The following is a 20,782-nucleotide window of genomic DNA, read 5'->3' as shown; positions in this document are numbered from 1 at the left end:
AGATAATTGCAGATGCATATGTTTTCGTCTAGTAGGATATTAAGGGCCGAGACGAGCCTTGATCTTCACCAGAAGAGGGAACTTCAGACCATGGACACGCAAAAACTCCTCGGCGAAGTCGCCGGCCAGCTGCTTTCAGGCGCCATCAGGGTGGTCGACCTCTCTGCGCAACTCGGACCCGATACGCCTCTTATCAAGCTGCCGCCGGAGCTTGCCGTCGACACGCCAAAGGTCGAGATCCATAACATCTCCCGTTATGACAAGAACGGCCCGTGGTGGGCATGGAACTGGCTGAAGCTTGGGGAGCATTCGGGCACGCATTTCGATGCGCCGCAGCATTGGATCAGCGGCAAGGACTATCCGGACGGCGCCACCGACACCATTCCGGCGCAGAATTTCGTCGGTCCGGTCAATGTCATCGACTGCTCGAAGGAAGCCGCCGCCGATCACGATTTCCTGCTCACCGTCGACCACATCAAGGCGTGGGAGGCCAAGCATGGCGCCATCAGCCCTGGCGAGTGGGTGGTGATGCGCACCGACTGGTACAAGCGCAATGGTTCGGAGGCTGAGTTCCTCAACGCCAATGAGACCGGCCCGCATACGCCAGGTCCGACGGCCGAAGCCATCCAGTATCTGATCAGCAAGGACATCAAGGGCTGGGGCTCGGAGACGATCGGCACCGATGCCGGCAAGGCCGGCGGCATGGAGCCGCCATTTCCGGCCCACACGCTGATGCACAAGGCGAACCGCTATGGCCTCGCCAGCCTCTGCAACCTCGACCAGTTGCCTCCGAAGGGCGCCATCCTGATCGCCGCACCGCTCAAGATCGAACATGGCACCGGCAGCCCGATCCGCGCGCTGGCGCTTGTATCCAACGGCTAGGTGAGAGCACGCCACGGTGAGCCAGCCGGATCACATCATCGTTGGCAGCGGCATCAACGCGCTGGTCTGCGCGGCGATGCTCGGCGGCAAGGGCGCGAAGGTGCTCATCCTCGAACGCAACAACCGCATCGGCGGTTGCATGCGTACCGAGGAGATCACCGCACCCGGCTTCATCCATGACGTGATGGCAACCACCTTCGTGCTGTTCATCACCTCGCCGGCCTTTGCGGCATTGGGCGGCGACCTCGCGCGGCATGGGTTGGAGTTCTGCCACACCGGCACGCCAACCGGCGTGCTGCGGCCGGACGGCAGTCATGCAGTGCTCACCACCAACCGCGCCGCCAATGTCGCGGCAATCAATGCGATTGCCGCCGACGATGGCGACCGGTATGCGGACGATGTCAGCGGCATCGAGCGCAATGCCGGCCTGTTGTTCGGCCTGCTCGGCGGCAGCCTGTGGTCCTATCCGACGGCGAAACTGCTGGCCGGCGATGCCTGGCGGCGCAGCCCACGCGGCCTTGCCGCCTTTCTCGGCGAAGCACTGGTGCCGGCGCGCAGCTGGCTGGAAAGCACCTATCGGTCCGAGACAATCCGCGCGCTGTGGGCGCCCTGGGTGCTGCACGCCGGGCTCGGACCGGAAGACGCCTTCTCAGGGCAGATCGCCAAGGTCATTGCCTTCGCGCTGGAAGCGGCCGGGGCGCCGATCGTCAAGGGTGGAGCGAAGACCCTGCTCACCGCCTTCGAAGCTCTGATAAGGGAACGTGGTGGCGACATCCGTACCGTCGCCGATGTCGCCTCGATCGTCCAGAGCGGTGGCCGCGCGACCGGCGTACGGCTCGCCTCGGGCGAAACGATTACAGCAAACAAGAGCGTCATCTGTTCGGTCACGCCGACGCAGCTTTACCACCGGTTGCTCGGCAGCGAGGCTCCCAAGGCCGATGTCGAAGCGACACAGAAATATCGCTACGGCAAAGGCAATTTCCAGATTCACTATGCGCTGAACAAGCCGCCGGCATGGCGCGGTGCTGGCCTGGACCAGGTGGCATTGTTGCACCTGACGCCGGGGCTCGATGGCGTCTCGAAAGCCTGCAACGAGGCGGCGCGCGGCATGCTGCCCGAAGTGCCGACCATCTGCGTCGGCCAGCCGCATGCGCTCGATCCGTCGCGCTGCCCGGAGGGCAAGGCGATCCTGTGGCTGCAACTGCCCGAGGCGCCCAGGCACATCAAGGGCGACGCCGCAGGCACGCTGCATGCACCGGCTGACGGACAATGGACCGAGGCGCTGCGTGAAGCCTACGCCGACCGCGTCGAAACCATTCTCGCCAGCCACATCGATGGCTTCAAGGGCAGCGTGATTGCGCGCCGCGCCTATTCACCGGCCGATCTCGAAGCGATGAACATCAATCTGGTCGGCGGCGACCCGTATGGCGGGTCGTCCACCATCGACCAGTCGTTCCTGTGGCGGCCGTTCAAGACCAGCCGCAACCATCAGACCGGCATCAAAAACCTCTATCACATCGGCGCCTCCACCCATCCGGGTGCAGGGCTCGGCGGCGGCTCCGGCTTTCTTCTGGCGGGCAGGCTGTGATGGAGCAGAAGGTCGCAGAAAAACGCCAGCGCATTTCGACGCTTGGCCAGATCGGCCTGCAGCAATTCGCGCCCTATCTGATGAACCGCATCATGGGGCGCTACAACGCCACCTTGCGCGACGATTTCCGCAAGCAGGGCCTGACCATTCCGCAGGTCCGCACGCTCGCCGTGCTGTCGGTCACCGACGGTGTCACCGTCAACGACCTCTCGGTCTACACCGTCATCGAGCAGTCGACCTTGAGCCGCACGCTCGACACGCTGGAAGGGCAAGGCTTCGTGCGGCGCGAGCAAGGCGTCACAGACAGCCGCATCCGCCATGTCTTCCTGACCGATGACGGCCGCGCCGAGTTCGCGCGCGCCTGGCCGGCAATGCATGACGCGTTCGAGGCGATGTTCGACGATGTCGACGACGCCGAATACGCGGCGCTGATCGCCACATTGCAGAAGATGCTGAAGAACATTCGCAAGCACGACATCTAGACGTTAGGCGCCGGCCGCACCGCCGGCAACGGAAGGTTGGAAAAATGGCCGAACGCTCTTTTGCCAAGGAAGTCGAAAAACTCAGGCTCGGCGCCGGCGAGGAATTTGCGGGCGAAGGCATTCTCGCCATCACCAAGGCGCTGCTGCAATGCGGCGTCGGCTATGTCGGCGGATACCAGGGCGCGCCGATCAGCCATCTGATGGACGTGCTGGCCGACGCACAGGAGATTCTGGGCGAACTCGGGGTGCATTTCGAGGCGAGCGCCTCGGAAGCCACCGCCACCGCCATGCTGGCGGCCTCGGTGCATTACCCCATTCGCGGTGCGGCGACCTTCAAGTCGACCGTCGGCACCAATGTCGCGTCCGACGCACTGGCCAACCTCGCCTCCGGCGGCGTCACCGGCGGCGCGCTGATCATCGTCGGCGAAGACTATGGCGAAGGCTCCTCGATCATGCAGGAGCGCAGCCATGCCTTCGCCATGAAGAGCCAGGTCTGGCTACTCGACCCGCGCCCCAATTTGCCGTCGATCGTCAAGGCGGTGGAGGATGGTTTCGAGCTGTCCGAGGCATCCAACACGCCGGTGATGCTGCAGGTGCGCATCCGCTGCTGCCATGTGCATGGCCATTTCATCGCCAAGGACAACAAGCGCCCGCCGATGACGGTGGCCGATGCGCTCGACGCGCCGCGCCGCGACACCGGCCGCATCGTGTTGCCGCCCGCCTCCTTCCTGCACGAGAAGGAGAAGGTGCAGAAGCGCTGGCCGGCGGCGGTGGAGTTCATCGCCAAGAACAAGATCAACGAATTCTTCGGTTCGGACCATGGCTCGGTCGGCATCGTCATGCAGGGCGGCATGTACAATTCGGTCATCCGCGCCTTGCAGCGGCTCGGCCTTGCCGACACCTATGGCGAGACGGATGTGCCGCTCTACGTTCTCAACGCCGTCTATCCCCTGATCGATGACGAGTTCCTCACCTTCTGCGAAGGCAAGCAGGCGGTGCTCGTGGTCGAGGAGGGCCAGCCCAACTACATCGAGCAGGCCTTTGCCGCCATGCTGCACAAGGCCGGGCGCGGCACCAGGCTGGTCGGCAAGGAGTATCTGCCGATGGCCGGCGAATATACCGGCCAGGTCATGCTGGACGGCATCGGCGCCTTCCTGCGCGCCGAGGCCCCGCATCTCTTGCCGGGTGAGGTGCGCGCGCCCAACAAGGTCGGCGACGGCGTTGACGCCGCGGACCTGATCAACGTCGTGCCGGGACGTCCGCCAGGCTTCTGCATCGGTTGCCCGGAGCGGCCGATTTTTGCCGCGACAAAGCTGGTCGAGCAGGAACTCGGGAACCACCACATCGCATCCGACATCGGCTGCCATTTGTTCTCGATCATGCCGCCTTTCGAGCTCGGCGCCACCACCATGGGCTACGGGCTGGGGCCGGCATCGGCATCGGCGTTCAATTCGCCCGACGCCAAACGGCGGTCGATCTCTTTCGTCGGCGATGGCGGCTTCTGGCACAATGGCCTGACCTCCTCGATCGGCAACGCGGTCTTCAACAAGAACGACGGCGTCATCGTCATCGTCGACAATTTTTACTCCGCCGCCACCGGTGGGCAGGACATCCTGTCGTCGCGTGCGGGCAACAAGACCAAGTCGACCAAGCATCCGATCACCGAGGCGGTGAAGGGCATGGGCGTCAAATGGCTGCGCCATGTCGACCGCACCTATGACATCACCAAGATGCAGGACACGTTACGTGAGGCGCTGACGACGGACGAAAAGGGTCCCAAGGTCATCGTTGCCTCGTCTGAATGCATGCTCAATCGCCAGCGCCGCGAAAAGCCGCTGGTCGACAAGGCGATCAAGGGTGGGACTCGCGTCGTCAAGCCGAAGTTCGGCGTCGATGAGGATATCTGCACCGGCGACCACGCCTGCATGCGGCTGTCCGGCTGCCCGTCCCTGTCGGTGAAATCGCTCGACGATCCCTTGCGTGACGATCCGGTGGCATCGATCGACCAGAGCTGCGTCGGCTGCGGCAATTGCGGCGAGGTGGCGGACGCCGCCGTGCTGTGCCCATCCTTCTACCGCGCCGATGTCGTGCACAATCCGGGCCGCTGGGACCGCTTCCTGGAAAGCGCTCGCCGCGCCGTGATCGGCCTGATGCAGCGCCGCCGCGAGAGCCGTAGGTTGACGTTCGCCGATGCTTGACCAGGCTTCGCCCTTGCGCCCGAAATCCGGTGCCACCGATACCGAGCCGGTGATCAAACTCGCTTTGCTCGCGGTCGGCGGCCAGGGCGGAGGCGTGCTCGCCGACTGGATCACCGATGTCGCCGAGCGCAATTCCTATGTCGCGCAATCGACCTCGGTCGCCGGCGTCGCCCAGCGCACCGGCGCTACGATCTATTACGTCGAGATGGCCCGCGACACCGGCCGGCTGCCGGTCTTTGCCCTTTCGCCTTCGCAAGGCGATGTCGACATATTGATCGCCGCCGAGCTGATGGAAGCCGGCCGCGCCATCATCAGGGGCTTCGTCACGCCCGATCGCACCACGCTGATCACCTCCTCGCACCGTATCGCCGCGGTGTCGGAAAAGATCGAGCCGGGTGACGGCCGGGCCTCGTCTTCCAAGGTACGCGCGACGGCGGAAGCTGCATCGAAACGCTTCATCGCCTTCGACATGGAAAAGATCGCCGCGGACAATGGCTCAATGATCTCGGCCAGTCTGCTTGGCGCGCTGGCCGGCTCCGACGCATTGCCGTTCACGCGTGAAAGCTATGAGCAAGCGATCGGCGCCGGCGGCCGAGGCGCGAAAGCCAGCCTCGCTGCCTTCGCCGTCGCCTACGACCGCGCGCGCGGTACGACGGCCCCCGCGCCACAGCCGGCAGAACCGGCCACGGTCGACCCCGCTCCGGGTGCAGGGCGCGTGAGCGGTCCGCAGAACCTGCTGCAGGGTTGGCAGGCGCTGGCCGCCCGCATCGACCTGATGCCCGCGGCGGTGCGCGACATGGCGCTTCGGGGCCTGAGAAAGGTCGTCGACTACCAGGACATCGCCTATGGCCGCGACTATCTCGACCGGTTGGACAAGGCCGTTGCGCTTGATGATCCCGGCCATGCCCATGCATTGTCCATCGCTGCCGCCAAGCATCTGGCCAACGCCCTGTGCTATGACGACATGATCCACGTCGCCGATCTCAAGACTCGCTCGACCCGCGCCCAGCGCGTGCGCCGCGAGGTCGGCGTCAAGAACGGCTCCATCCTGCAGGTGACCGAGTATTTCCATCCGCGCATCGAGGAGTTCTGCGGCACCTTGCCGGCGGGGCTGGGCAACTACATTGAGAGCCGGCCGAAACTCGCTGCTTTCCTTGATCGTCGCATCAACCATGGCCGGCGCATTCGCACCGACAGCTTTGCCGGCTTTGCGGTCCTCTGGTTCATCGGCGGCCTGCGCCGCTGGCGACGGCGCCTGTTGCGCCACAAGGTCGAGACGGCGCATCTGGAGCGGTGGTATGCATTGGCAATTGGATATGTGCCCCAGGATTACGCGCTCGCCGTCGAAATCCTGAACTGCCGCCGGCTGATCAAGGGCTACAGCGACACCCACGTCCGCGCCCAGTCCAAATTCGATCGCGTGCTGTCGGCGCTCGATCTGGTCAAGGGCCGCGATGACGCTGCCGACTGGATCAGACGGTTGCGCGAAGCTGCGCTGAAAGACGAGAAAGGCGACATGCTCGATGGCGCGCTGAAGACGGTGGCATCGTTGTCTGATCATGGTGTGGGAAGAGGTCGAGCTTAGGCTGGTACCTCTACGCTACTGCCGCCGTTTCCTACTCCCACTGGATTCGCGGATTGAACACGCCGCTTCAGGCGATCGCAGCTCGGCTTCCACCCGGATGCGGGAAGCGTTGCCGGCGGACCTGCCGGGCGTCAGTCGCGCGATATGGACAGCCCCGAGAGAAGCGGAGCGTACGCGGCGAGCCTGCGGGATACGAACTCCGTGAAGAGCCGCACCCGCTTCGTCTTGCGTGTCTCGCCTTGCGTGAGAAGCCACAGTGTCCCATGCATGGGCACGTCGATCCCCGGCACCCTCACCAGCAGGGGGTCGGCATCTCCGACGAAGCACGGCAGTTTCGTTATCCCAATCCCCTGGTGCGCCGCGATGATCTGCGTCTCGGCGTCAGGTGTCCTGAACGGTACTCCCGTGACGTGAACTTCTCCCTCGCGCGCCCAGTCCGGAATTCCATGATTGTCTATGCCTATCCACCGGATGGGATCAGGCGTGCCCGCACGCCACGCGGCTAGTCGATCGCGAGACATGTAGACGCCGCTGAACAGCTCCGGTCCCTTCAGGCCGTGAAGATTGAGCGGCAGGGTCTTGCGGTCGGCGACAATGCGGATCGCGACGTCGGCCTCTCGGTTGGTCAGATTTGCCAGCTCACCGGACGACAAGATTTCCATCTCGATGTCGCGATGCAAACGCGCGAAGTCGGCGAGATCCGGCATGAGCAGGTGTGTGGCGAGGAACGGTGGAAGCGTCACCCGCAAAAGCCCGCGCGCGCTCTGGTCACGACCGAAGACTCGCGTCTCCAGCTGGTGCGACGACGCTTCCATCTGGGTCGCGAGATCGAGGACCTCTTCGCCCGCAGCCGTCAGGCGGTAGCCGGAAGGCAGCTTTTCGAACATCTGCGCCCCGAGGCGTTCCTCGAGCTGAGCGATGCGTCGCAGCACGGTCGAGTGGTTCACACCGAGGTGTGCGGCGGCGGCACGCACCGAGCCTACGCGCGCGGCAGCAAGAAAGTAGCGAACGTCATCCCAGTCGATCATGGTGCATTCCTGCGCAGCGAAGTGCGGCTTGCAAAAGCCCATACTAACACGATCAGCCGTAAGTTCGTGCGGTCATCGTGGCGTTCAATCATCTACTGGATCGTTTTCGCACCAGCGATGTGCGCGATTGCGCACTCACCGCCCGACTTCGGCGAACCCATCTTGAGGCTCTCGCGGGACTTTCCCGTACAGCCAAAGACACGAGACGGCGAAACGAAGGATGCATGACATGAACAGACTGAATGGAAAGACCGCTGTGATAACCGGCGGCGCTACGGGCATCGGCCGCGCCGCAGCCAAGCGCTTTATCGAGGAGGGCGCCTTCGTCTTCATCTTCGGCCGCCGGCAGGAAGCGCTCGACGCCGCCGTGGCTGACCTTGGGCCTAATGCCCGCGCGGTTATGGGCTCGGTCTCGGATGAGGCCGACCTCGACCGACTCTACGCTGCGGTGAAGGCCGAGCGCGGAAGCCTCGACATCGTCTTCGCCAATGCCGGGGCGGGAAGCCCGCTTCCGCTCGGCCAGATCACCGCCAGGCACATTGACGAAACCTTCGACACCAATGTGAAGGGTACGATCTTCACGGTCCAGAAGGCGCTGCCGCTGATGAGCCAGGGCGGTTCGATCATCCTGACCGGGTCGAGCGCCGGCACCACGGGCGCTCCGGGGTTCACTGCCTATAGCGCGAGCAAGGCGGCAGTGCGCAACCTGGCGCGGACCTGGGCGGAAGACCTGAAGGGCACCGGCATCCGCGTAAACGTGCTGTCGCCCGGAGCGACGGCGACCGAACTCGCGAAGGAGGCGTTAGGCGAGGAAGGCCAGAAGGCCTACGGCGCGATGACCCCGCTCCAGCGCATGGCCGATCCGGCGGAGATCGGGGCCGTGGCCGCCTTTCTCGCGTCGCCGGACAGCAGCTTCATGACCGCCAGCGAGGTCGCCGTCGACGGCGGCCTGGCTCAACTCTGACCCCCAGCGCGGTCCGTACCTGGCCCGTGCGCAACGAAAGACAAAGAATTATGAAAAAACTCGAAGGCAAGATCGCAGTCATCACGGGCGGAAGCAGCGGGATCGGATTGGCCACAGCCAAGCGCTTCGTAGAAGAAGGAGCGCGCGTCGTGATTACCGGGCGAAGAGAGAAGGAGTTGAAGGAGGCCGCAGCCTTCATCATGAAAAACGTTACGACGGTCGTGGGTGACGTGTCGCTCCTGGAAGATTTGGATCGCCTCTATGCCGTCGTGAAGGTGAAACATGGTCATATCGACATTCTCTTCGCCAACGCCGGCGCGGGGACGATCGCACCGCTCGCCGTCGCTACCGAGGCACATTTTGATCAGACCTTCGATGTGAACGTGAAGGCTCTGTTCTTTACGGTGCAGAAGGCCCTTCCCCTGTTCAAAGACGGCGGTTCGATCATCCTGAATTCTTCAGTGTCGAACGTGTTGGGGCTTCCAGGGTTTAGTACCTACGCCGCGAGCAAGGCGGCTGTACGCAACTTCGCGCGCGCTTGGACACTGGAATTCAAAGACCGCAAAATCCGCGTCAATGCAATGAGTCCGGGACCAATCGAGACGCCGGCCTTGGAGACAACGACTGGCCTTACCCCTGAGCAAGCCGAGCAAGCGGCCGCCCAGTTTGCGTCACAGATCCCAATGGGTCGCAGGGGCAAACCAGAGGAAATCGCGGCTGCCGTAACGTTCCTCGCCTCCGATGAAAGTTCTTTCGTCACCGGCGTGGATCTCGCCGTCGACGGAGGCATGGCGCAAGTCTGACCCCGGCATTAGCACCAGATCGGAGAAGTACTATGAACTATGCAATCGTAGGATTCGGCAATATCGGACGGGCCCTTGCCAAGGCGTTTGCCCGAAACGGCATCGAAGTTTCCGTTGCAACCACACGCGACCCGGAAAGCTTTGCCGCCGATGCGGCCGCGATCGGACCCACCATCATCCCCAAAAAACTGGCGGAAGCCATCAAGGCGGACATCATCTTTTTGGCTGTCCGCTTCGAGGCGCACCCGAATGTTGCGAAGGCGCTCCCCACCTGGCAGGGGAAGACGATCATCGATGTGACCAATGCCTATGGCGTGCCCCCTGAGGAACTGGGAGGACAACCTTCTTCCAAGTTCATCGCGCAGGCCTTCTCTGGCGCAAAACTGGTCAAGGGCTTCAACCATCTGGTCGCCCCGGTGCTTGATCAGGATCCGGCCGTACATGGTGGCCGGAGGGTCGTGTTCTTGGCAAGCGACGATGATGCTGCCGCAACACAGACTGGGGAGCTTGCGGAAAATCTCGGTTTCGCGCCGATCAAGCTTGGCGGGGTGTCGGAAGGTGGCCTGCTGGTCCAGGCGCGCGGAGACAGCTGGGGTCATCTGATCTTCAAGGACTTGGTCAAATTCGACTGACGAGCGCGACGTCCCCACCGGCAAAGAAACCACGCACTCGATCGGAACTCGGATCGGATCAAGCGCGATCCGATCCGAGCAAAATGGAGAAATCACTATGAGCACCGAGAAGAATATCCACTCCTAAGGAGATTTCGATGTACGACCAATCCAAGGTATCCGAGTTAATCCGGTTCGCACGAATCGAGGCGGGCTCCACCGTGATCGACGTCTACCCTGGCGACGGAGACTGGACGCGCCTCTTCTCCGACATCGTCGGATCAGAGGGGCGGGTCTACAGCTTCGTGCCGGCCGAAGTCGCCCACTTCAAGAACGATCCGGTCGGCCTCATGCGAACGCTCGCGAAGGAGCCGGGCCGAGAGAACGTCGAAGCCGCCTCGGCGGATCTCGTCGCGATGCCGGAGGTCACGCCGCCAGCGGATGTCCTATGGCTGCACCTGTTTTACCACGATCTTCACACCGCCCTGGTCCAGAAGAAGGGTGCGACGGCGGCCGACTTCAATCGAGCTGTCTACAAGCGGCTGAAACCCGGTGGGTCCTACGTCATCGTCGACCACGCCGCCGCCGCTGGGTCGGGCACGAGCGACACCCGGTCGCTGCATCGGATCGACCCTGCATTCGTCGGCGAGGAGGTGGAGGCGGCCGGCTTCGTACTGGACGCGGAAAGCACCGTGCTGGTGAATAAGGATGACCCGCACTCGACCAAGGTGTTCGATCCCGCGATCAAGGGCGAGACCGATCGCTTCGCGTTTCGGTTCGTGAAGCCCTGACAGCTCCCGGGCGCCGACTTCATGTCGACCTCCCATTGAGTCCATCAACTCGGGTTCGCACCCGTCAAGCTGGGAAAGCTCAACGAGGATGGCGCGCTGGTGCACGCACGCGATGCGGCAGCGCCTTGAAGGCGTCCGAGGTGATGATGGCACAAGGTTCTGGAGCACACCTGCCGCAGGTTCCTGATCTGAACTTGATGAAATGACGGAAGTCGCCGCGCCGTTGAGGGAGCCGGCGCATCCCCTCAGGGATGCGCCGGGACAAACGGTTCAAGAATGGTGGATTTCCGTTCCCAGCACCTTCAGGCATTCACGGATGAACGCCGCAAGCGCGGTCCAGCCTTTGGCTGAAACCATGGTCCCATCGACATAAGCGTCGGTGGGAGACAAATCGATATAAGTGCCGCCGGCAAGCGTCACCTCCGGCTCGCAAGCGGCGAGCGCCGCCACCTTCTTGCCGCGCACGACGCCGTCGACCGCGATCAGAATCTGGACGCCATGGCAGATCGTGAAGATCGGCTTTTTCGCCTCGTGGAAATGGCGCACCATTGCCTGTATCCGCTTGTCGGTGCGGATGTATTCGGGGCCACGACCGCCGGCGCAATAGACAGCGTCGTACTGGCTCAGCTGCTTCTCGGCGTCGGCAAAGGTCTTGTTGATCAGCGCGTTGTGGCCGGGCTTTTCGGTGTAGGTCTGATCGCCCTCGAAATCGTGCAGCGATGTCTTGATCATGTCTCCGGCGCTTTTGTCGGGGCACACGACATGAACGGTGTGTCCCACCGCTTCCATCGCCTGCTGATAGACGAAGATTTCATACTCCTCGGTGAAATCACCGGTCAGCATCAGGATTTTTTTGGCTGGCATGTCTTTTCCTCTCGGCTTGTTTCAGGGGCGAGGTGCACTGCGCCTCCTTCCCGGTATCGAAATCGGCTCAGAACGGGGAGTAGAATTCGTAGGCGGCAGGCTGGGCGAACAGCGGCGCGCCGCGCTTGAGGGTGCCTCGGGCAAGCAACATCGCCAGGCTACTCGAACGCAGGCAGGAGCCTGTCCCGCGAATTTTCGATGTGCGCACGCATGGCTTTTTCGGCGGCGTCCGGATCGCCCGCGGCAAAGGCAGCGAGAATAGCCTCGTGCTCGTCGAGCGCCTCTTCGGTCACCCTGGAGTGATACATCAGGCGGAAGATATGGAAGTGGGTATGCTGGTGATTCAGCGTCTCGCGAATGAGTTCGTTCTGGGCGAACTCGACGATCTTGTCGTGGAAGATCGCATCCTGACGGGCGAAGTTCGAATAGCGCAGGCGTTCGTCTTTCCCCACCCGCCGAGCCATGACGCCGGCCGTCTCCTGCAGCGCGGCAAGGCGCTCGCCGTCCATTGTTGCGGTGGCTTTGGCCGCGGCGGCAGGTTCAAGCAATAGACGCAGCTCGTAAAGCTCGTCGAAGCGCCGGCGGGTGATTTGCGGGGCGGCGCGATAGCCGATCAGGTGGGTTTTCAGAACCAGCCCTTCCCCCTCCAGCCTGCCAAGCGCTTCACGAATGGGGGTATGCGAGACGTTGAATTCCTTGACGAGATTGTCGACGGTGATGCGCGATCCCGGAGCAATCCTCAAAGACATGAGCTGCGCGAAGATTGCTTCGTAAACGTCGCCAGCCAGACTGTTGGCGCGCTGAATACGACCGGTCGCACGGGCTTCATTGTCAACCGTCAGGTCCGTGTTCTGCATCGTTTGCCTCTTGACAGAACCACCCACTAACATGATGCTCCGCGAAACTCAATCCTATATCCTATACGATTTTATGAGGATATCGCATGATCATGACCTGCAGCGCCGAGGTCGGCCTCTGGCACGAAGCCAAGCCTGTCGGCTTCCAACCCGTCTTCGCAGGATCTTGTGCATGAGCTTGTTTGCAGCGGCGCGCCTGCCGAGCGAGATTCTGTTCGGCAAAGGCCAGCGCCATGTCCTGCCTGCCATCGCCGCCAAATATGGGCGCCGCGCGTTCGTCTGTACCGATGAGCGCTTCGCGGCGACGTCGCAGTTCGCCGAGATTCTCGCTGGCTTGCACAACGCGGCGATCGAGACGTTGGTCTTCGACCGAACGCTGCCGGATGTGCCGCGCGACAGCGTCGCCGCCTGCATTGCGCAAGCGAAAGATTTCAAGCCGGACATGGTGATCGGCATCGGGGGCGGCAGCTGCCTCGACATGGCCAAATGCGCTGCACTTCTGCTCAGCCATGGCGGCAAGCTCGAGGACTACTATGGCGAGTTCAAGGTACCCGGCCCTACCCTTCCGGTAATCGCAGTGCCGACGACGGCTGGAACAGGCTCCGAGGTGACCCCCGTCGCCGTGATCTCCGACCCGGATCGGACGCTGAAAGTGGGTATCGCCAGTCCGCATCTCATCGCGGCAGTGGCGCTTTGCGATCCGGATCTGACGGTGACCTGTCCACCGTCCTTGACGGCGATCGCCGGCGCCGACGCGCTGACGCACGCAATCGAGGCCTTCACAGCGGCCAAACGCGGCGCCGACCCTCATTTGCCGCAACAGCACGTGTTCATCGGCAAGAGCGCTCTGACCGATCATTTCGCGCTTCTGGCCATCAGGCTGCTCGGCCGCAGTCTGGAAAAGGCATATCGCGACGGATCGGACGAGGATGCGCGCGCCGACGTCATGATGGGAGCGCTGGCCGCCGGTTGCGCCTTCGGTACGGCGGGAACGGCCGCCGCCCATGCGGTGCAGTATCCCGTTGGCGCGCTTACCCACACCCCGCATGGCCTGGGGGTCGCCACCATGCTGCCCTACGTGATGACCTACAATCTGGCCGCAGCAGCCGCGGAGATTGCGGAAGTCGGCACTGCTCTCGGCCTTTCCCATCAGGGCGGCGGCGACGCCGATGCCTTGGCGCACGCCACCATCCGTGAGGTGAGCCGGCTGTTTGGCGCCATCGGCATCACACCGACATTGGCCGAACTGGGTCTTCCCGAAGACAAGATCGACTGGACGGCCGAGCAGGCGCTGGGCATCGACCGGTTGATCAAGAACAATCCCCGCCCGTTCGACCTTACCGCGATGCGACAGCTGGTCAGGGCTGCTTATGACGGCGACATGTCCGCCACCACGATGTGATCGACCAGGAGCTCATCCAAAATGAACATCGCCGCAGGCATATCCGACGAGGATCAAGATATGTTCGACTACGCCACGGTCTCGCACGGTCTCTACATTGGCGGACGCTGGCGCCCCTCATCGGAGGGCCGCGTGATCGAAGTGGTCGATCCCTCGACCGAAGCCGTAATCGCTGCGGTTCCCGATGCAACGCTCACTGATGCCGCCGCCGCCGTCGACGCTGCCGCGAAGGCGGCGGCCGGCTGGCGCGAGACCCCGCCACGCAGGAGATCGGAAATCCTGCGGCGCTGCTTCGAACTGATGACCGAACGGATGGAGACGTTGGCTGCGCTGATCTCGCTGGAGAACGGCAAGGCGCTGCGCGATGCGCGCGGTGAAGTCGCCTACGCCGCTGAGTTTTTCCGCTGGAACGCCGAGGAGGCGGTCCGCATCAGCGGCGAGTTCGGCCTTGCACCCTCGGGCGCGAACCGGATCATTGTCGACTACCAGCCCATCGGCATTTGCGTGCTCATCACGCCATGGAATTTCCCAGCCGCCATGGCGACACGTAAAATCGCTCCGGCGCTGGCGGCCGGCTGTACGGTGATCCTGAAGCCCGCCAGCGAGACGCCGCTGACGGCCTATGCGCTTGCGGCGCTCTACGAGGAGGCCGGCGTGCCGCCCGGCGTCGTCAACGTCCTGACGACCTCGACCCCCGGGCCAGTGACGGCGGCCATGCTGGCCGATCCGCGCGTGCGAAAGCTGTCCTTCACCGGCTCGACCGGCGTCGGCCGCGTGCTGCTGGCCGAAGCCGCGAAACACGTCATCTCCTGTTCCATGGAGCTTGGCGGCAACGCACCCTTCATCGTCTTCGACGACGCCGACCTGGAAGCCGCCCTTGACGGTGCGATGGTTGCCAAGATGCGCAACGCCGGTGAAGCCTGCACGGCCGCCAACCGGCTTTACGTCCAGGCCGGCATCCATGATGCTTTCGCGGAAGGCTTGACCAGACGCATGGCAGCACTCAACCTGGGCCCGGGCACAGACTCAGACACAGAATGCGGGCCGATGATCACCAGGAAGGCTGTGCACAAGATCGACCGGCTTGTGCAGGACGCCGTTGCCCGCGGCGCCAAAATCCTGTGTGGCGGCGGCGTATCTGAAGGCAGAGGCTTTTTCTATCCGCCAACGGTGCTCAAGGACGTGCCGGCCGACGCCGCCATGCTCCACGAGGAGATATTCGGTCCGGTGGCGCCGATCATGCGCTTCGACAGCGAGGCGGAGGTCATCGCCAAGGCCAACGACACAGAATACGGTCTCGCGGCCTACATCTACACGCGCGACCTGGCCAGAGGAATGCGCGTGGCATCAAAGATCGAGTCGGGCATGATCGCGCTCAACCGCGGCCTGATGTCGGATCCGGCGGCGCCCTTCGGCGGAGTCAAGCAAAGCGGGTTGGGGCGAGAAGGCGGCCAGAAGCATGGCGTTGCCGAGTTCATGGAGGCCAAGTACATCGCCGTGACCCTGTGAGCGGACATCACGCCAAAGATCCGTTTCGCATTCGCGATCATGTGGTCGAGTTCGACGACATGGTCGCCGAGATCGTTCGCAGAAGCGAGGACACCAGGGCGAATGTTCCCATGGTCGCCGATGTCGCCTACGGGGCTGACGCCACCGAAACCGTGGATCTGTTCTTTCCCGAGGGCAAACGGGACCGCCTGCCGGTGCACATGTTCATCCACGGGGGCTATTGGCGCATGTTCTCCAAGCGCGACTATTCCTACGTCGCCGAGACCGTTACGAACGCAGGCGCGATCGCGGTCATTGTCGACTACGCGCTGATGCCGACCGTCAGGATGGCCAGGATCGTCGACCAGGTGCGCCGCGCCAAGCGATGGGTATTTGACAATGTCGCACACCATGGCGGCAATCCCGGCCTGCTGACCGTTAGCGGTCATTCCGCCGGTGCGCATCTGGCAACAATGCTTTTCGACGGTGACGAGCGGCCTTCCGGCATCAAAGCTGCGCTGCTGCTTGGCGGCCTTTACGACCTGAAGCCATTGCAGATGTCGTTCCTTGCCGCGGAGATCGCGATCACCGACGAGGAGGCCCGCCGATTCTCGCCGATCGACCACAGTTTCGATCCATCCGTGGGCGTAGATATCTTGGTCGGCGCCGATGAAGCGCCGCCGTTCCACAGCCAGGCCGCACTCTTCACGGACCACCTTGACACACAGGGACTGACTGTTTCGCGCACCACCCTTGGTGGGGCCAATCACATGAGCAGCGTCCGTGACCTTGGCTTGGCTGGTACCGAGGCCGCGTCACTGCTGGCCCGCGTCGTGGCCGCCTGAGACTTCCGCCAGAAGCGCTGCTGGGCGCGACCGTTCTTCAAAGTAGCGTCGCAGCATCGAGGTGCCGACAGCGGTGGCAAATCTTCCGCACCGGTCGCCATACCGTAAGCCCGCCGGCGATGTTGACGTCGACGTGGTTCATGCTTTCCAGCGTGATTGAGCTTGATAACCGATGTCGGCGATCGCCGTCATGCAGGCAGCCCAGTTGAGTTCTCAAGGCTGGCCGGCCAAAGACGCCCTTCAGGGGAGAGCGGGCCGACGTTCCGCAACACCGGCCCGCAACCTTCAGAATATGATAGCCCGCGGCACCCCGGAGAAGGGAATCTGCGCTCTCACACCAGCATCGACTGCTGGGCGAAGATGCCCGCCATCGCGCCGTGCGATATTGCCAGGGTGACCGATGGCGGCGTGAGGGGGTTGGCGAGGTCGCCCGCGGCGTAGATGCCGGGCATGCTGGTTTCGCGGCGCTCGTCGACCTTGAGGATTACGCCGAGGGGCGTATCGACCGTGGCGAGGCCCAGTGATTCATGCAGGCTTGCGGACGGCTTGTTGCGCGGATGCGCGAACAGGATGTCGACCGCGACCTTGGGGCCGGTATCGAACTTGACGGTGGCGTTATGCCCCCCGTGATGGGCGATCTCGCTGATCCGGCCGTCGACGACAGGTATGTTGCGGCGCGCCAGACCGGCCCGGATATCGGGCGGAATGTCGTGACCATCAGCGAAGACCGTCAACCTGTCGGTCCAATCGTGGAACAGCCTGACCTGATTCATCGACTGTGGGCCGGACCAGACGAGGCCCCAATGCTGGCCGGCGACTTCAAAGCCGTCGCAATAGGGGCAGGGCACGATGGACGTGCCCCAACCTTCGGCAAAGCCCGGAACATCAGGCATCTGGTCGGCGACGCCATAGCTCAGGATCAGCCGGCGCGCGCCGAGGCTTCCGCCATCGCCAGTGAGGACGGAGAAATCGTCGATGGCCCCGGAGAGGCTGTCGGCCCGGGCATTGACCAGCTTGATCGTGGGATAGCGCGCCAGCTGCCGCCGCGCCTCGGCCAGGATGTCCAGCGGTGGCTTGTGATCGTGGCCGAGCAGGCCATGCGAGTGGCCGGCGAAGCGGTTGCGCGGCAGGCCGGTATCGAGAACGGTGACCTTACGGCGGGCACGGCCGAGTTGCAGGGCGCCGGCGAGACCGGCAAAGCTGCCGCCGATGATGATGACGTCATCCATGATGGGCTCCGTGTTGTGGATGAGGGGCTGGTTGGACCTGGTTGAAAGCTACCCATCGGCTTGCGCATTTCAGAAACTACATGGTATCGTAATCCGAGAATTTGGATACTGTCAAGGACTGGAATTGTCGTGACCGAAAATAGCCAGGGCCGGCGCGGCCGGCCCGCCAACGAGGCGCTTGGCCAAACGATACTCGACGCTGCGTCCGAACTCTTTGTGGAATTGGGTTTTCAAGCGACCACATTGGACAAGGTCGCCCAGCGGGCGAAGATATCCAAGCTCAGCATCTATCGGCATTTCGAGAACAAGGAGGCGCTGTTCAGCGCGGCCATCTCGGCCGGCTGCCATCAGTTGTTTGCGCCACTGGCCCTTCTTGAAGGCGTCGGCGGTTCGGTCGAAGATCAGCTCATGGCGGTGGGATCATCCCTGCTTCGGACACTGTTGAGATCAGACGTCCGCAGTGTCGAAGCCATGGTCATGGCCGACCAGACGAATCCAAGGTCGTTAAGCAAGCTCCATTTCGAAGCCGGCCCCGCCCATGTCATCGCCCAAATCGAGGTCCTGTTGCGTCAGTTGCACGCGAAGGCGGTTCTGAACGTGCCCGATCCTCTCCGGTCCGCCCGCTTGTTTGCCGCGCTTTTCAAAGGATCCGATCTTTTGATTATCGCACGCTTCGATGAGGCGAGAGCGGCGGACGACAACGAAATCGAATCCTATTGCCGGTCGGCCGTCGCCATGTTCATCGCTGCGCACGGCTAGCAGTCCGCCCTGCCCGCTAATCATTGTATTTCTGCGAAATACTCCGCTAGAGTCGCCGGCGCGATGGCGCCCATCCACCCCATGTCGATCGCGTCGGGTCGGGCTGCGCGCCCGCCGGTGAGCGGCATCTCCTACCTGCTCCGGTCACACAGCGCTGACCCTTGAGCGCCTCCGCCGACCTGTGAGGGCGAGGAAGAGAATGCCGGTTATGGCCGCGAGAATCGAGCAGATGAGGTGTCGATCGCCGCGAAGGGACACCTGCGGACGGACCTTCTTTGGTACACTTGAGTACGTCCATTCGTGGCTCGGGCTCCGGCGGTTCGTGCCCCGACGCGCCCGCGAAGGCCGCTGGTGCCCGCGACAGATCCTTCCAAGGTGCGGGTCTGGAATGGCCCAAAAATTCTCTCGAGCTCCCGGAACATCGGTCCGCCCCTGTGGTTCGACAAGCAGCGGCACAGTCGATCCAACCAGGCATCGGCCCGCTTAGGACAGGCGCGAGGTCCCTACCCACAGATCTTGCGAAAATAGGAGCAAGCTATGCGAGCGTTGGTCTGGCACGGCAAGGAAGACATACGCTGCGATCAGGTTTCGGACCCGGAAATTGAGGATGAACGTGACGCGATCATCAAGGTGACGAGTTGTGCCATATGCGGCTCCGACCTTCACCTCTACCACAACTATGTGCCAGCCATGCTGCCCGGCGACATCATGGGCCACGAGATGATGGGAGAGGTCGTTGAGGTCGGCAAGGGCGTCAACGGCGCTCTGAAGGAGGGAGACCGCATCGTCGTGCCGTTCACCATAATCTGCGGTGAGTGCGACCAGTGCAAGCGACAGAACTTTTCGGTTTGCGAACGCACAAACCGCAAGAAGAATCTCGGTGACAAGGTGTTCGGGCACACCACCGCGGGTCTGTTCGGCTACACTCATTTGACCGGCGGCTATCCCGGGGGACAGGCGGAATACATGCGTGTGCCGTTCGCCGATGCCACGCACGTAAAGGTGCCTGACAGCCTTACCGACGAGCAGGTTCTCTTCCTCGGCGATATTTTTCCTACCGGATGGCAGGCGGCGGCACAGTGCGACATTGAGCCCACCGATACAGTTGCGGTGTGGGGCTGCGGCCCAGTCGGGCAGATGGCCATACGCAGCGCCCTGCTGCTCGGCGCCAAACAGGTGGTGGCGATCGATTGCCTGCCGGAACGGCTTTCCATGGCCGCGGCCGGCGGCGCCATCGCCATCAATTTCGCCGAGGAAAGTGTCGTCGAACGACTGCGGGAACTCACCGGCGGAAAGGGCCCGGAGAAGTGCATCGATTGCGTCGGCATGGAAAGCCACGTCTCGCTGGCCCAGCCCGATACCGTCTACGATCGCGCAAAGCAGTTGATGCTGATGGAAAATGATCGACCGCACGTTCTGCGTGAGATGATCTATGTCTGCCGGCCGGCCGGCGTGATCTCGATCCCCGGCGTCTACAGCGGGCTGGTCGACAAGATTCCGATGGGACAGGCAATGAACAAGGGGCTCACCTTCCGAATGGGGCAGACCCATGTCAACCGTTGGACCGAGGATCTGTTGCGCCGCATCGAAGATGGCCAGATCGACCCATCCTTCGTCATCACCCATACCGTGGGGCTCGAGCAGGGACCCGAGATGTACAAGGTGTTTCGCGACAAGCAGGACAGTTGCATCAAGGTTGTACTGAAACCGTAGGGAAATCGTCATGAACGTGATTGCCAAACTTACCAACATCACCCGATCGCCTGGCGATCCCAAAGTGCTGAAGACTGGGCAGAGTGCGGTCGCGGCCTCCGATGGCCTTGCCCGCAAGCTCGGCTGGTTCAGCATCGCGCTTGGCGTCGCCGAGCTGGTTGGCGCCGAACGGATTGCCGGCGCGCTCGGCATGCGCGGCAAGGAAGATCTGATCCGCGCTTATGGGGCGCGGGAAATAAGCAGCGGCATACTCTCGCTTTCAGTGGACAAGCAGGCCGGGCTTTGGAGCCGGGTGGCCGGCGACGGCCTGGATATCGCGACATTGCTGACAGCATATCGGCATGGCAACCCAAAGCGCGATAATGTAGGCCTTGCGCTTGCCATGGTCGCCGGCATCACATTGCTCGACATCATCGGTGCGAAAAGCGTGACCGCGCGCCACTCTCGGAGCAGGACCAAGCCACGCGACTACAGCGATCGAAGCGGCTTTCCCGGAGGCACTGCCGCAGCCCGCGACCGCGCCCGCTCGCAGCGCAGCCAGGAGGCCGGCGCAGCCTGATAGAGATTTCCGAACCCTGGCGCCATGCGACCTGGACAGGTGGCATCTCGTCGGGCCCTAACGCCAGAGGTGGTTGCTCTCGGCGAGCCGACTTTGCTGGAACAGAGTGGACCGTCGAGTGGCCGTTCTCGCCG

At 63.0% G+C, this 20,782-nt stretch carries 19 protein-coding genes; 15 read left to right on the top strand and 4 right to left on the bottom strand.

The features are described from left to right. The first annotated feature begins 90 nt into the window (after positions 1 to 90). From NLY36_RS23770 to NLY36_RS23750, 5 genes are read left to right on the top strand one after another with little or no spacing between them, the layout of a single operon-like run. Entirely contained in the window at positions 91 to 882 is a 792-nt protein-coding gene (locus tag NLY36_RS23770; RefSeq protein ID WP_023735692.1) for a cyclase family protein, read from the top strand. Between the two features lie 16 nt (positions 883 to 898). After that, positions 899 to 2,470: a phytoene desaturase family protein gene (locus NLY36_RS23765; RefSeq protein WP_023735693.1), complete on the top strand. Its 1,572-nt coding sequence runs from the start codon at positions 899 to 901 to the stop codon at positions 2,468 to 2,470. Beyond that, positions 2,470 to 2,952, top strand: coding sequence for a MarR family winged helix-turn-helix transcriptional regulator (locus tag NLY36_RS23760; protein WP_023667791.1), 483 nt, complete (start codon positions 2,470 to 2,472; stop codon positions 2,950 to 2,952). Before NLY36_RS23765 ends, NLY36_RS23760 begins: the two co-directional genes overlap by 1 nt. Before the next feature lie 44 nt (positions 2,953 to 2,996). Next, the gene (locus NLY36_RS23755; RefSeq protein WP_023692297.1) at positions 2,997 to 5,150 is read left to right on the top strand and encodes a thiamine pyrophosphate-dependent enzyme; all 2,154 of its coding nucleotides are present in this window, start codon (positions 2,997 to 2,999) and stop codon (positions 5,148 to 5,150) included. Then, complete coding sequence (locus NLY36_RS23750; RefSeq protein ID WP_023735694.1) at positions 5,143 to 6,735, top strand: indolepyruvate oxidoreductase subunit beta family protein; 1,593 nt, start codon at positions 5,143 to 5,145, stop codon at positions 6,733 to 6,735. Before NLY36_RS23755 ends, NLY36_RS23750 begins: the two co-directional genes overlap by 8 nt. Positions 6,736 to 6,866: 131 nt before the next feature. Here the strand turns inward: NLY36_RS23750 and NLY36_RS23745 are convergent, their stop codons facing one another. Further along, positions 6,867 to 7,763 carry a LysR family transcriptional regulator gene (locus NLY36_RS23745; protein ID WP_023667788.1) on the bottom strand — a complete coding sequence of 299 codons (897 nt, stop codon included), beginning with the start codon at positions 7,761 to 7,763 and terminating at the stop codon, positions 6,867 to 6,869. Between the two features lie 229 nt (positions 7,764 to 7,992). On the opposite strand from NLY36_RS23745, the gene NLY36_RS23740 reads away from it, so the two are divergent. The 4 genes from NLY36_RS23740 (at position 7,993) to NLY36_RS23725 (ending at position 10,932) form a co-directional block, all read left to right on the top strand. Beyond that, entirely contained in the window at positions 7,993 to 8,727 is a 735-nt protein-coding gene (locus tag NLY36_RS23740; protein ID WP_023699875.1) for an SDR family NAD(P)-dependent oxidoreductase, read from the top strand. A 50-nt stretch (positions 8,728 to 8,777) separates the two neighbouring features. Beyond that, positions 8,778 to 9,530, top strand: coding sequence for an SDR family NAD(P)-dependent oxidoreductase (locus NLY36_RS23735; protein ID WP_023735695.1), 753 nt, complete (start codon positions 8,778 to 8,780; stop codon positions 9,528 to 9,530). Between the two features lie 32 nt (positions 9,531 to 9,562). Then, positions 9,563 to 10,162, top strand: coding sequence for an NADPH-dependent F420 reductase (locus tag NLY36_RS23730; RefSeq protein ID WP_023695174.1), 600 nt, complete (start codon positions 9,563 to 9,565; stop codon positions 10,160 to 10,162). Between the two features lie 137 nt (positions 10,163 to 10,299). Beyond that, on the top strand, positions 10,300 to 10,932 hold the full coding sequence (locus NLY36_RS23725; RefSeq protein ID WP_023682749.1) for a class I SAM-dependent methyltransferase: 633 nt from the start codon (positions 10,300 to 10,302) through the stop codon (positions 10,930 to 10,932). Positions 10,933 to 11,202: 270 nt separating this feature from the next. On the opposite strand, the gene NLY36_RS23720 is transcribed toward NLY36_RS23725, so the two are convergent. Both NLY36_RS23720 and NLY36_RS23715 read right to left on the bottom strand, forming a co-directional pair. Further along, a complete protein-coding gene (locus NLY36_RS23720; RefSeq protein WP_023667783.1) occupies positions 11,203 to 11,796 on the bottom strand; it encodes a DJ-1/PfpI family protein in 594 nt (197 codons plus the stop codon). A 158-nt stretch (positions 11,797 to 11,954) separates the two neighbouring features. After that, positions 11,955 to 12,653 carry a GntR family transcriptional regulator gene (locus NLY36_RS23715; RefSeq protein ID WP_023704694.1) on the bottom strand — a complete coding sequence of 233 codons (699 nt, stop codon included), beginning with the start codon at positions 12,651 to 12,653 and terminating at the stop codon, positions 11,955 to 11,957. A gap of 172 nt (positions 12,654 to 12,825) precedes the next feature. Between NLY36_RS23715 and NLY36_RS23710 the strand changes: the two genes are divergently transcribed. Genes NLY36_RS23710 through NLY36_RS23700 form a run of 3 tightly spaced genes read left to right on the top strand, consistent with a single transcriptional unit; the run spans position 12,826 to position 16,388 of the window. Further along, the gene (locus tag NLY36_RS23710) at positions 12,826 to 14,055 is read left to right on the top strand and encodes an iron-containing alcohol dehydrogenase (protein WP_023735696.1); all 1,230 of its coding nucleotides are present in this window, start codon (positions 12,826 to 12,828) and stop codon (positions 14,053 to 14,055) included. Between the two features lie 60 nt (positions 14,056 to 14,115). Further along, entirely contained in the window at positions 14,116 to 15,564 is a 1,449-nt protein-coding gene (locus tag NLY36_RS23705) for an NAD-dependent succinate-semialdehyde dehydrogenase (RefSeq protein ID WP_245260238.1), read from the top strand. Positions 15,565 to 15,605: 41 nt separating this feature from the next. Continuing rightward, positions 15,606 to 16,388 (top strand): alpha/beta hydrolase, encoded by a 783-nt coding sequence (locus NLY36_RS23700; RefSeq protein WP_348524904.1) that lies wholly within the window; start codon positions 15,606 to 15,608, stop codon positions 16,386 to 16,388. Between the two features lie 332 nt (positions 16,389 to 16,720). Here the strand turns inward: NLY36_RS23700 and NLY36_RS23695 are convergent, their stop codons facing one another. Continuing rightward, positions 16,721 to 17,617, bottom strand: a complete 897-nt coding sequence (locus tag NLY36_RS23695) for an NAD(P)/FAD-dependent oxidoreductase (protein ID WP_023735699.1) — start codon at positions 17,615 to 17,617, stop codon at positions 16,721 to 16,723. Positions 17,618 to 17,746: 129 nt separating this feature from the next. Here NLY36_RS23695 and NLY36_RS23690 point away from each other — a divergent pair, with 129 nt between their 5' ends. From NLY36_RS23690 to NLY36_RS23680, 3 genes are all read left to right on the top strand, one after another. Then, the gene (locus NLY36_RS23690; protein ID WP_023704689.1) at positions 17,747 to 18,376 is read left to right on the top strand and encodes a TetR/AcrR family transcriptional regulator; all 630 of its coding nucleotides are present in this window, start codon (positions 17,747 to 17,749) and stop codon (positions 18,374 to 18,376) included. A 537-nt stretch (positions 18,377 to 18,913) separates the two neighbouring features. Beyond that, positions 18,914 to 20,089, top strand: a complete 1,176-nt coding sequence (locus tag NLY36_RS23685) for a zinc-dependent alcohol dehydrogenase (RefSeq protein ID WP_023682758.1) — start codon at positions 18,914 to 18,916, stop codon at positions 20,087 to 20,089. Between the two features lie 10 nt (positions 20,090 to 20,099). Then, on the top strand, positions 20,100 to 20,648 hold the full coding sequence (locus NLY36_RS23680) for a hypothetical protein (RefSeq protein WP_031199265.1): 549 nt from the start codon (positions 20,100 to 20,102) through the stop codon (positions 20,646 to 20,648). Positions 20,649 to 20,782 lie beyond the last annotated feature (134 nt).

It is taken from the genome of Mesorhizobium sp. C399B, assembly GCF_030323185.1.
Taxonomy (GTDB): Bacteria; Pseudomonadota; Alphaproteobacteria; order Rhizobiales; family Rhizobiaceae; genus Mesorhizobium.
Note: the sequence above shows the minus strand (reverse complement) of the source record. Positions and strands in the feature narration are given on the sequence as shown.

Excerpts from the sequence above, each read along its gene's own strand:
- NLY36_RS23770 (WP_023735692.1), top strand. The coding sequence starts at position 91 with ATGGACACGCAAAAACTCCTCGGCGAAGTCGCCGGCCAGCTGCTTTCA.
- NLY36_RS23760 (WP_023667791.1), top strand. The coding sequence starts at position 2,470 with ATGGAGCAGAAGGTCGCAGAAAAACGCCAGCGCATTTCGACGCTTGGC.
- NLY36_RS23755 (WP_023692297.1), top strand. The coding sequence starts at position 2,997 with ATGGCCGAACGCTCTTTTGCCAAGGAAGTCGAAAAACTCAGGCTCGGC.
- NLY36_RS23750 (WP_023735694.1), top strand. The coding sequence starts at position 5,143 with ATGCTTGACCAGGCTTCGCCCTTGCGCCCGAAATCCGGTGCCACCGAT.
- NLY36_RS23745 (WP_023667788.1), bottom strand. The coding sequence starts at position 7,763 with ATGATCGACTGGGATGACGTTCGCTACTTTCTTGCTGCCGCGCGCGTA.
- NLY36_RS23740 (WP_023699875.1), top strand. The coding sequence starts at position 7,993 with ATGAACAGACTGAATGGAAAGACCGCTGTGATAACCGGCGGCGCTACG.
- NLY36_RS23735 (WP_023735695.1), top strand. The coding sequence starts at position 8,778 with ATGAAAAAACTCGAAGGCAAGATCGCAGTCATCACGGGCGGAAGCAGC.
- NLY36_RS23730 (WP_023695174.1), top strand. The coding sequence starts at position 9,563 with ATGAACTATGCAATCGTAGGATTCGGCAATATCGGACGGGCCCTTGCC.
- NLY36_RS23725 (WP_023682749.1), top strand. The coding sequence starts at position 10,300 with ATGTACGACCAATCCAAGGTATCCGAGTTAATCCGGTTCGCACGAATC.
- NLY36_RS23720 (WP_023667783.1), bottom strand. The coding sequence starts at position 11,796 with ATGCCAGCCAAAAAAATCCTGATGCTGACCGGTGATTTCACCGAGGAG.
- NLY36_RS23715 (WP_023704694.1), bottom strand. The coding sequence starts at position 12,653 with ATGCAGAACACGGACCTGACGGTTGACAATGAAGCCCGTGCGACCGGT.
- NLY36_RS23710 (WP_023735696.1), top strand. The coding sequence starts at position 12,826 with ATGAGCTTGTTTGCAGCGGCGCGCCTGCCGAGCGAGATTCTGTTCGGC.
- NLY36_RS23705 (WP_245260238.1), top strand. The coding sequence starts at position 14,116 with ATGTTCGACTACGCCACGGTCTCGCACGGTCTCTACATTGGCGGACGC.
- NLY36_RS23695 (WP_023735699.1), bottom strand. The coding sequence starts at position 17,617 with ATGGATGACGTCATCATCATCGGCGGCAGCTTTGCCGGTCTCGCCGGC.
- NLY36_RS23685 (WP_023682758.1), top strand. The coding sequence starts at position 18,914 with ATGCGAGCGTTGGTCTGGCACGGCAAGGAAGACATACGCTGCGATCAG.
- NLY36_RS23680 (WP_031199265.1), top strand. The coding sequence starts at position 20,100 with ATGAACGTGATTGCCAAACTTACCAACATCACCCGATCGCCTGGCGAT.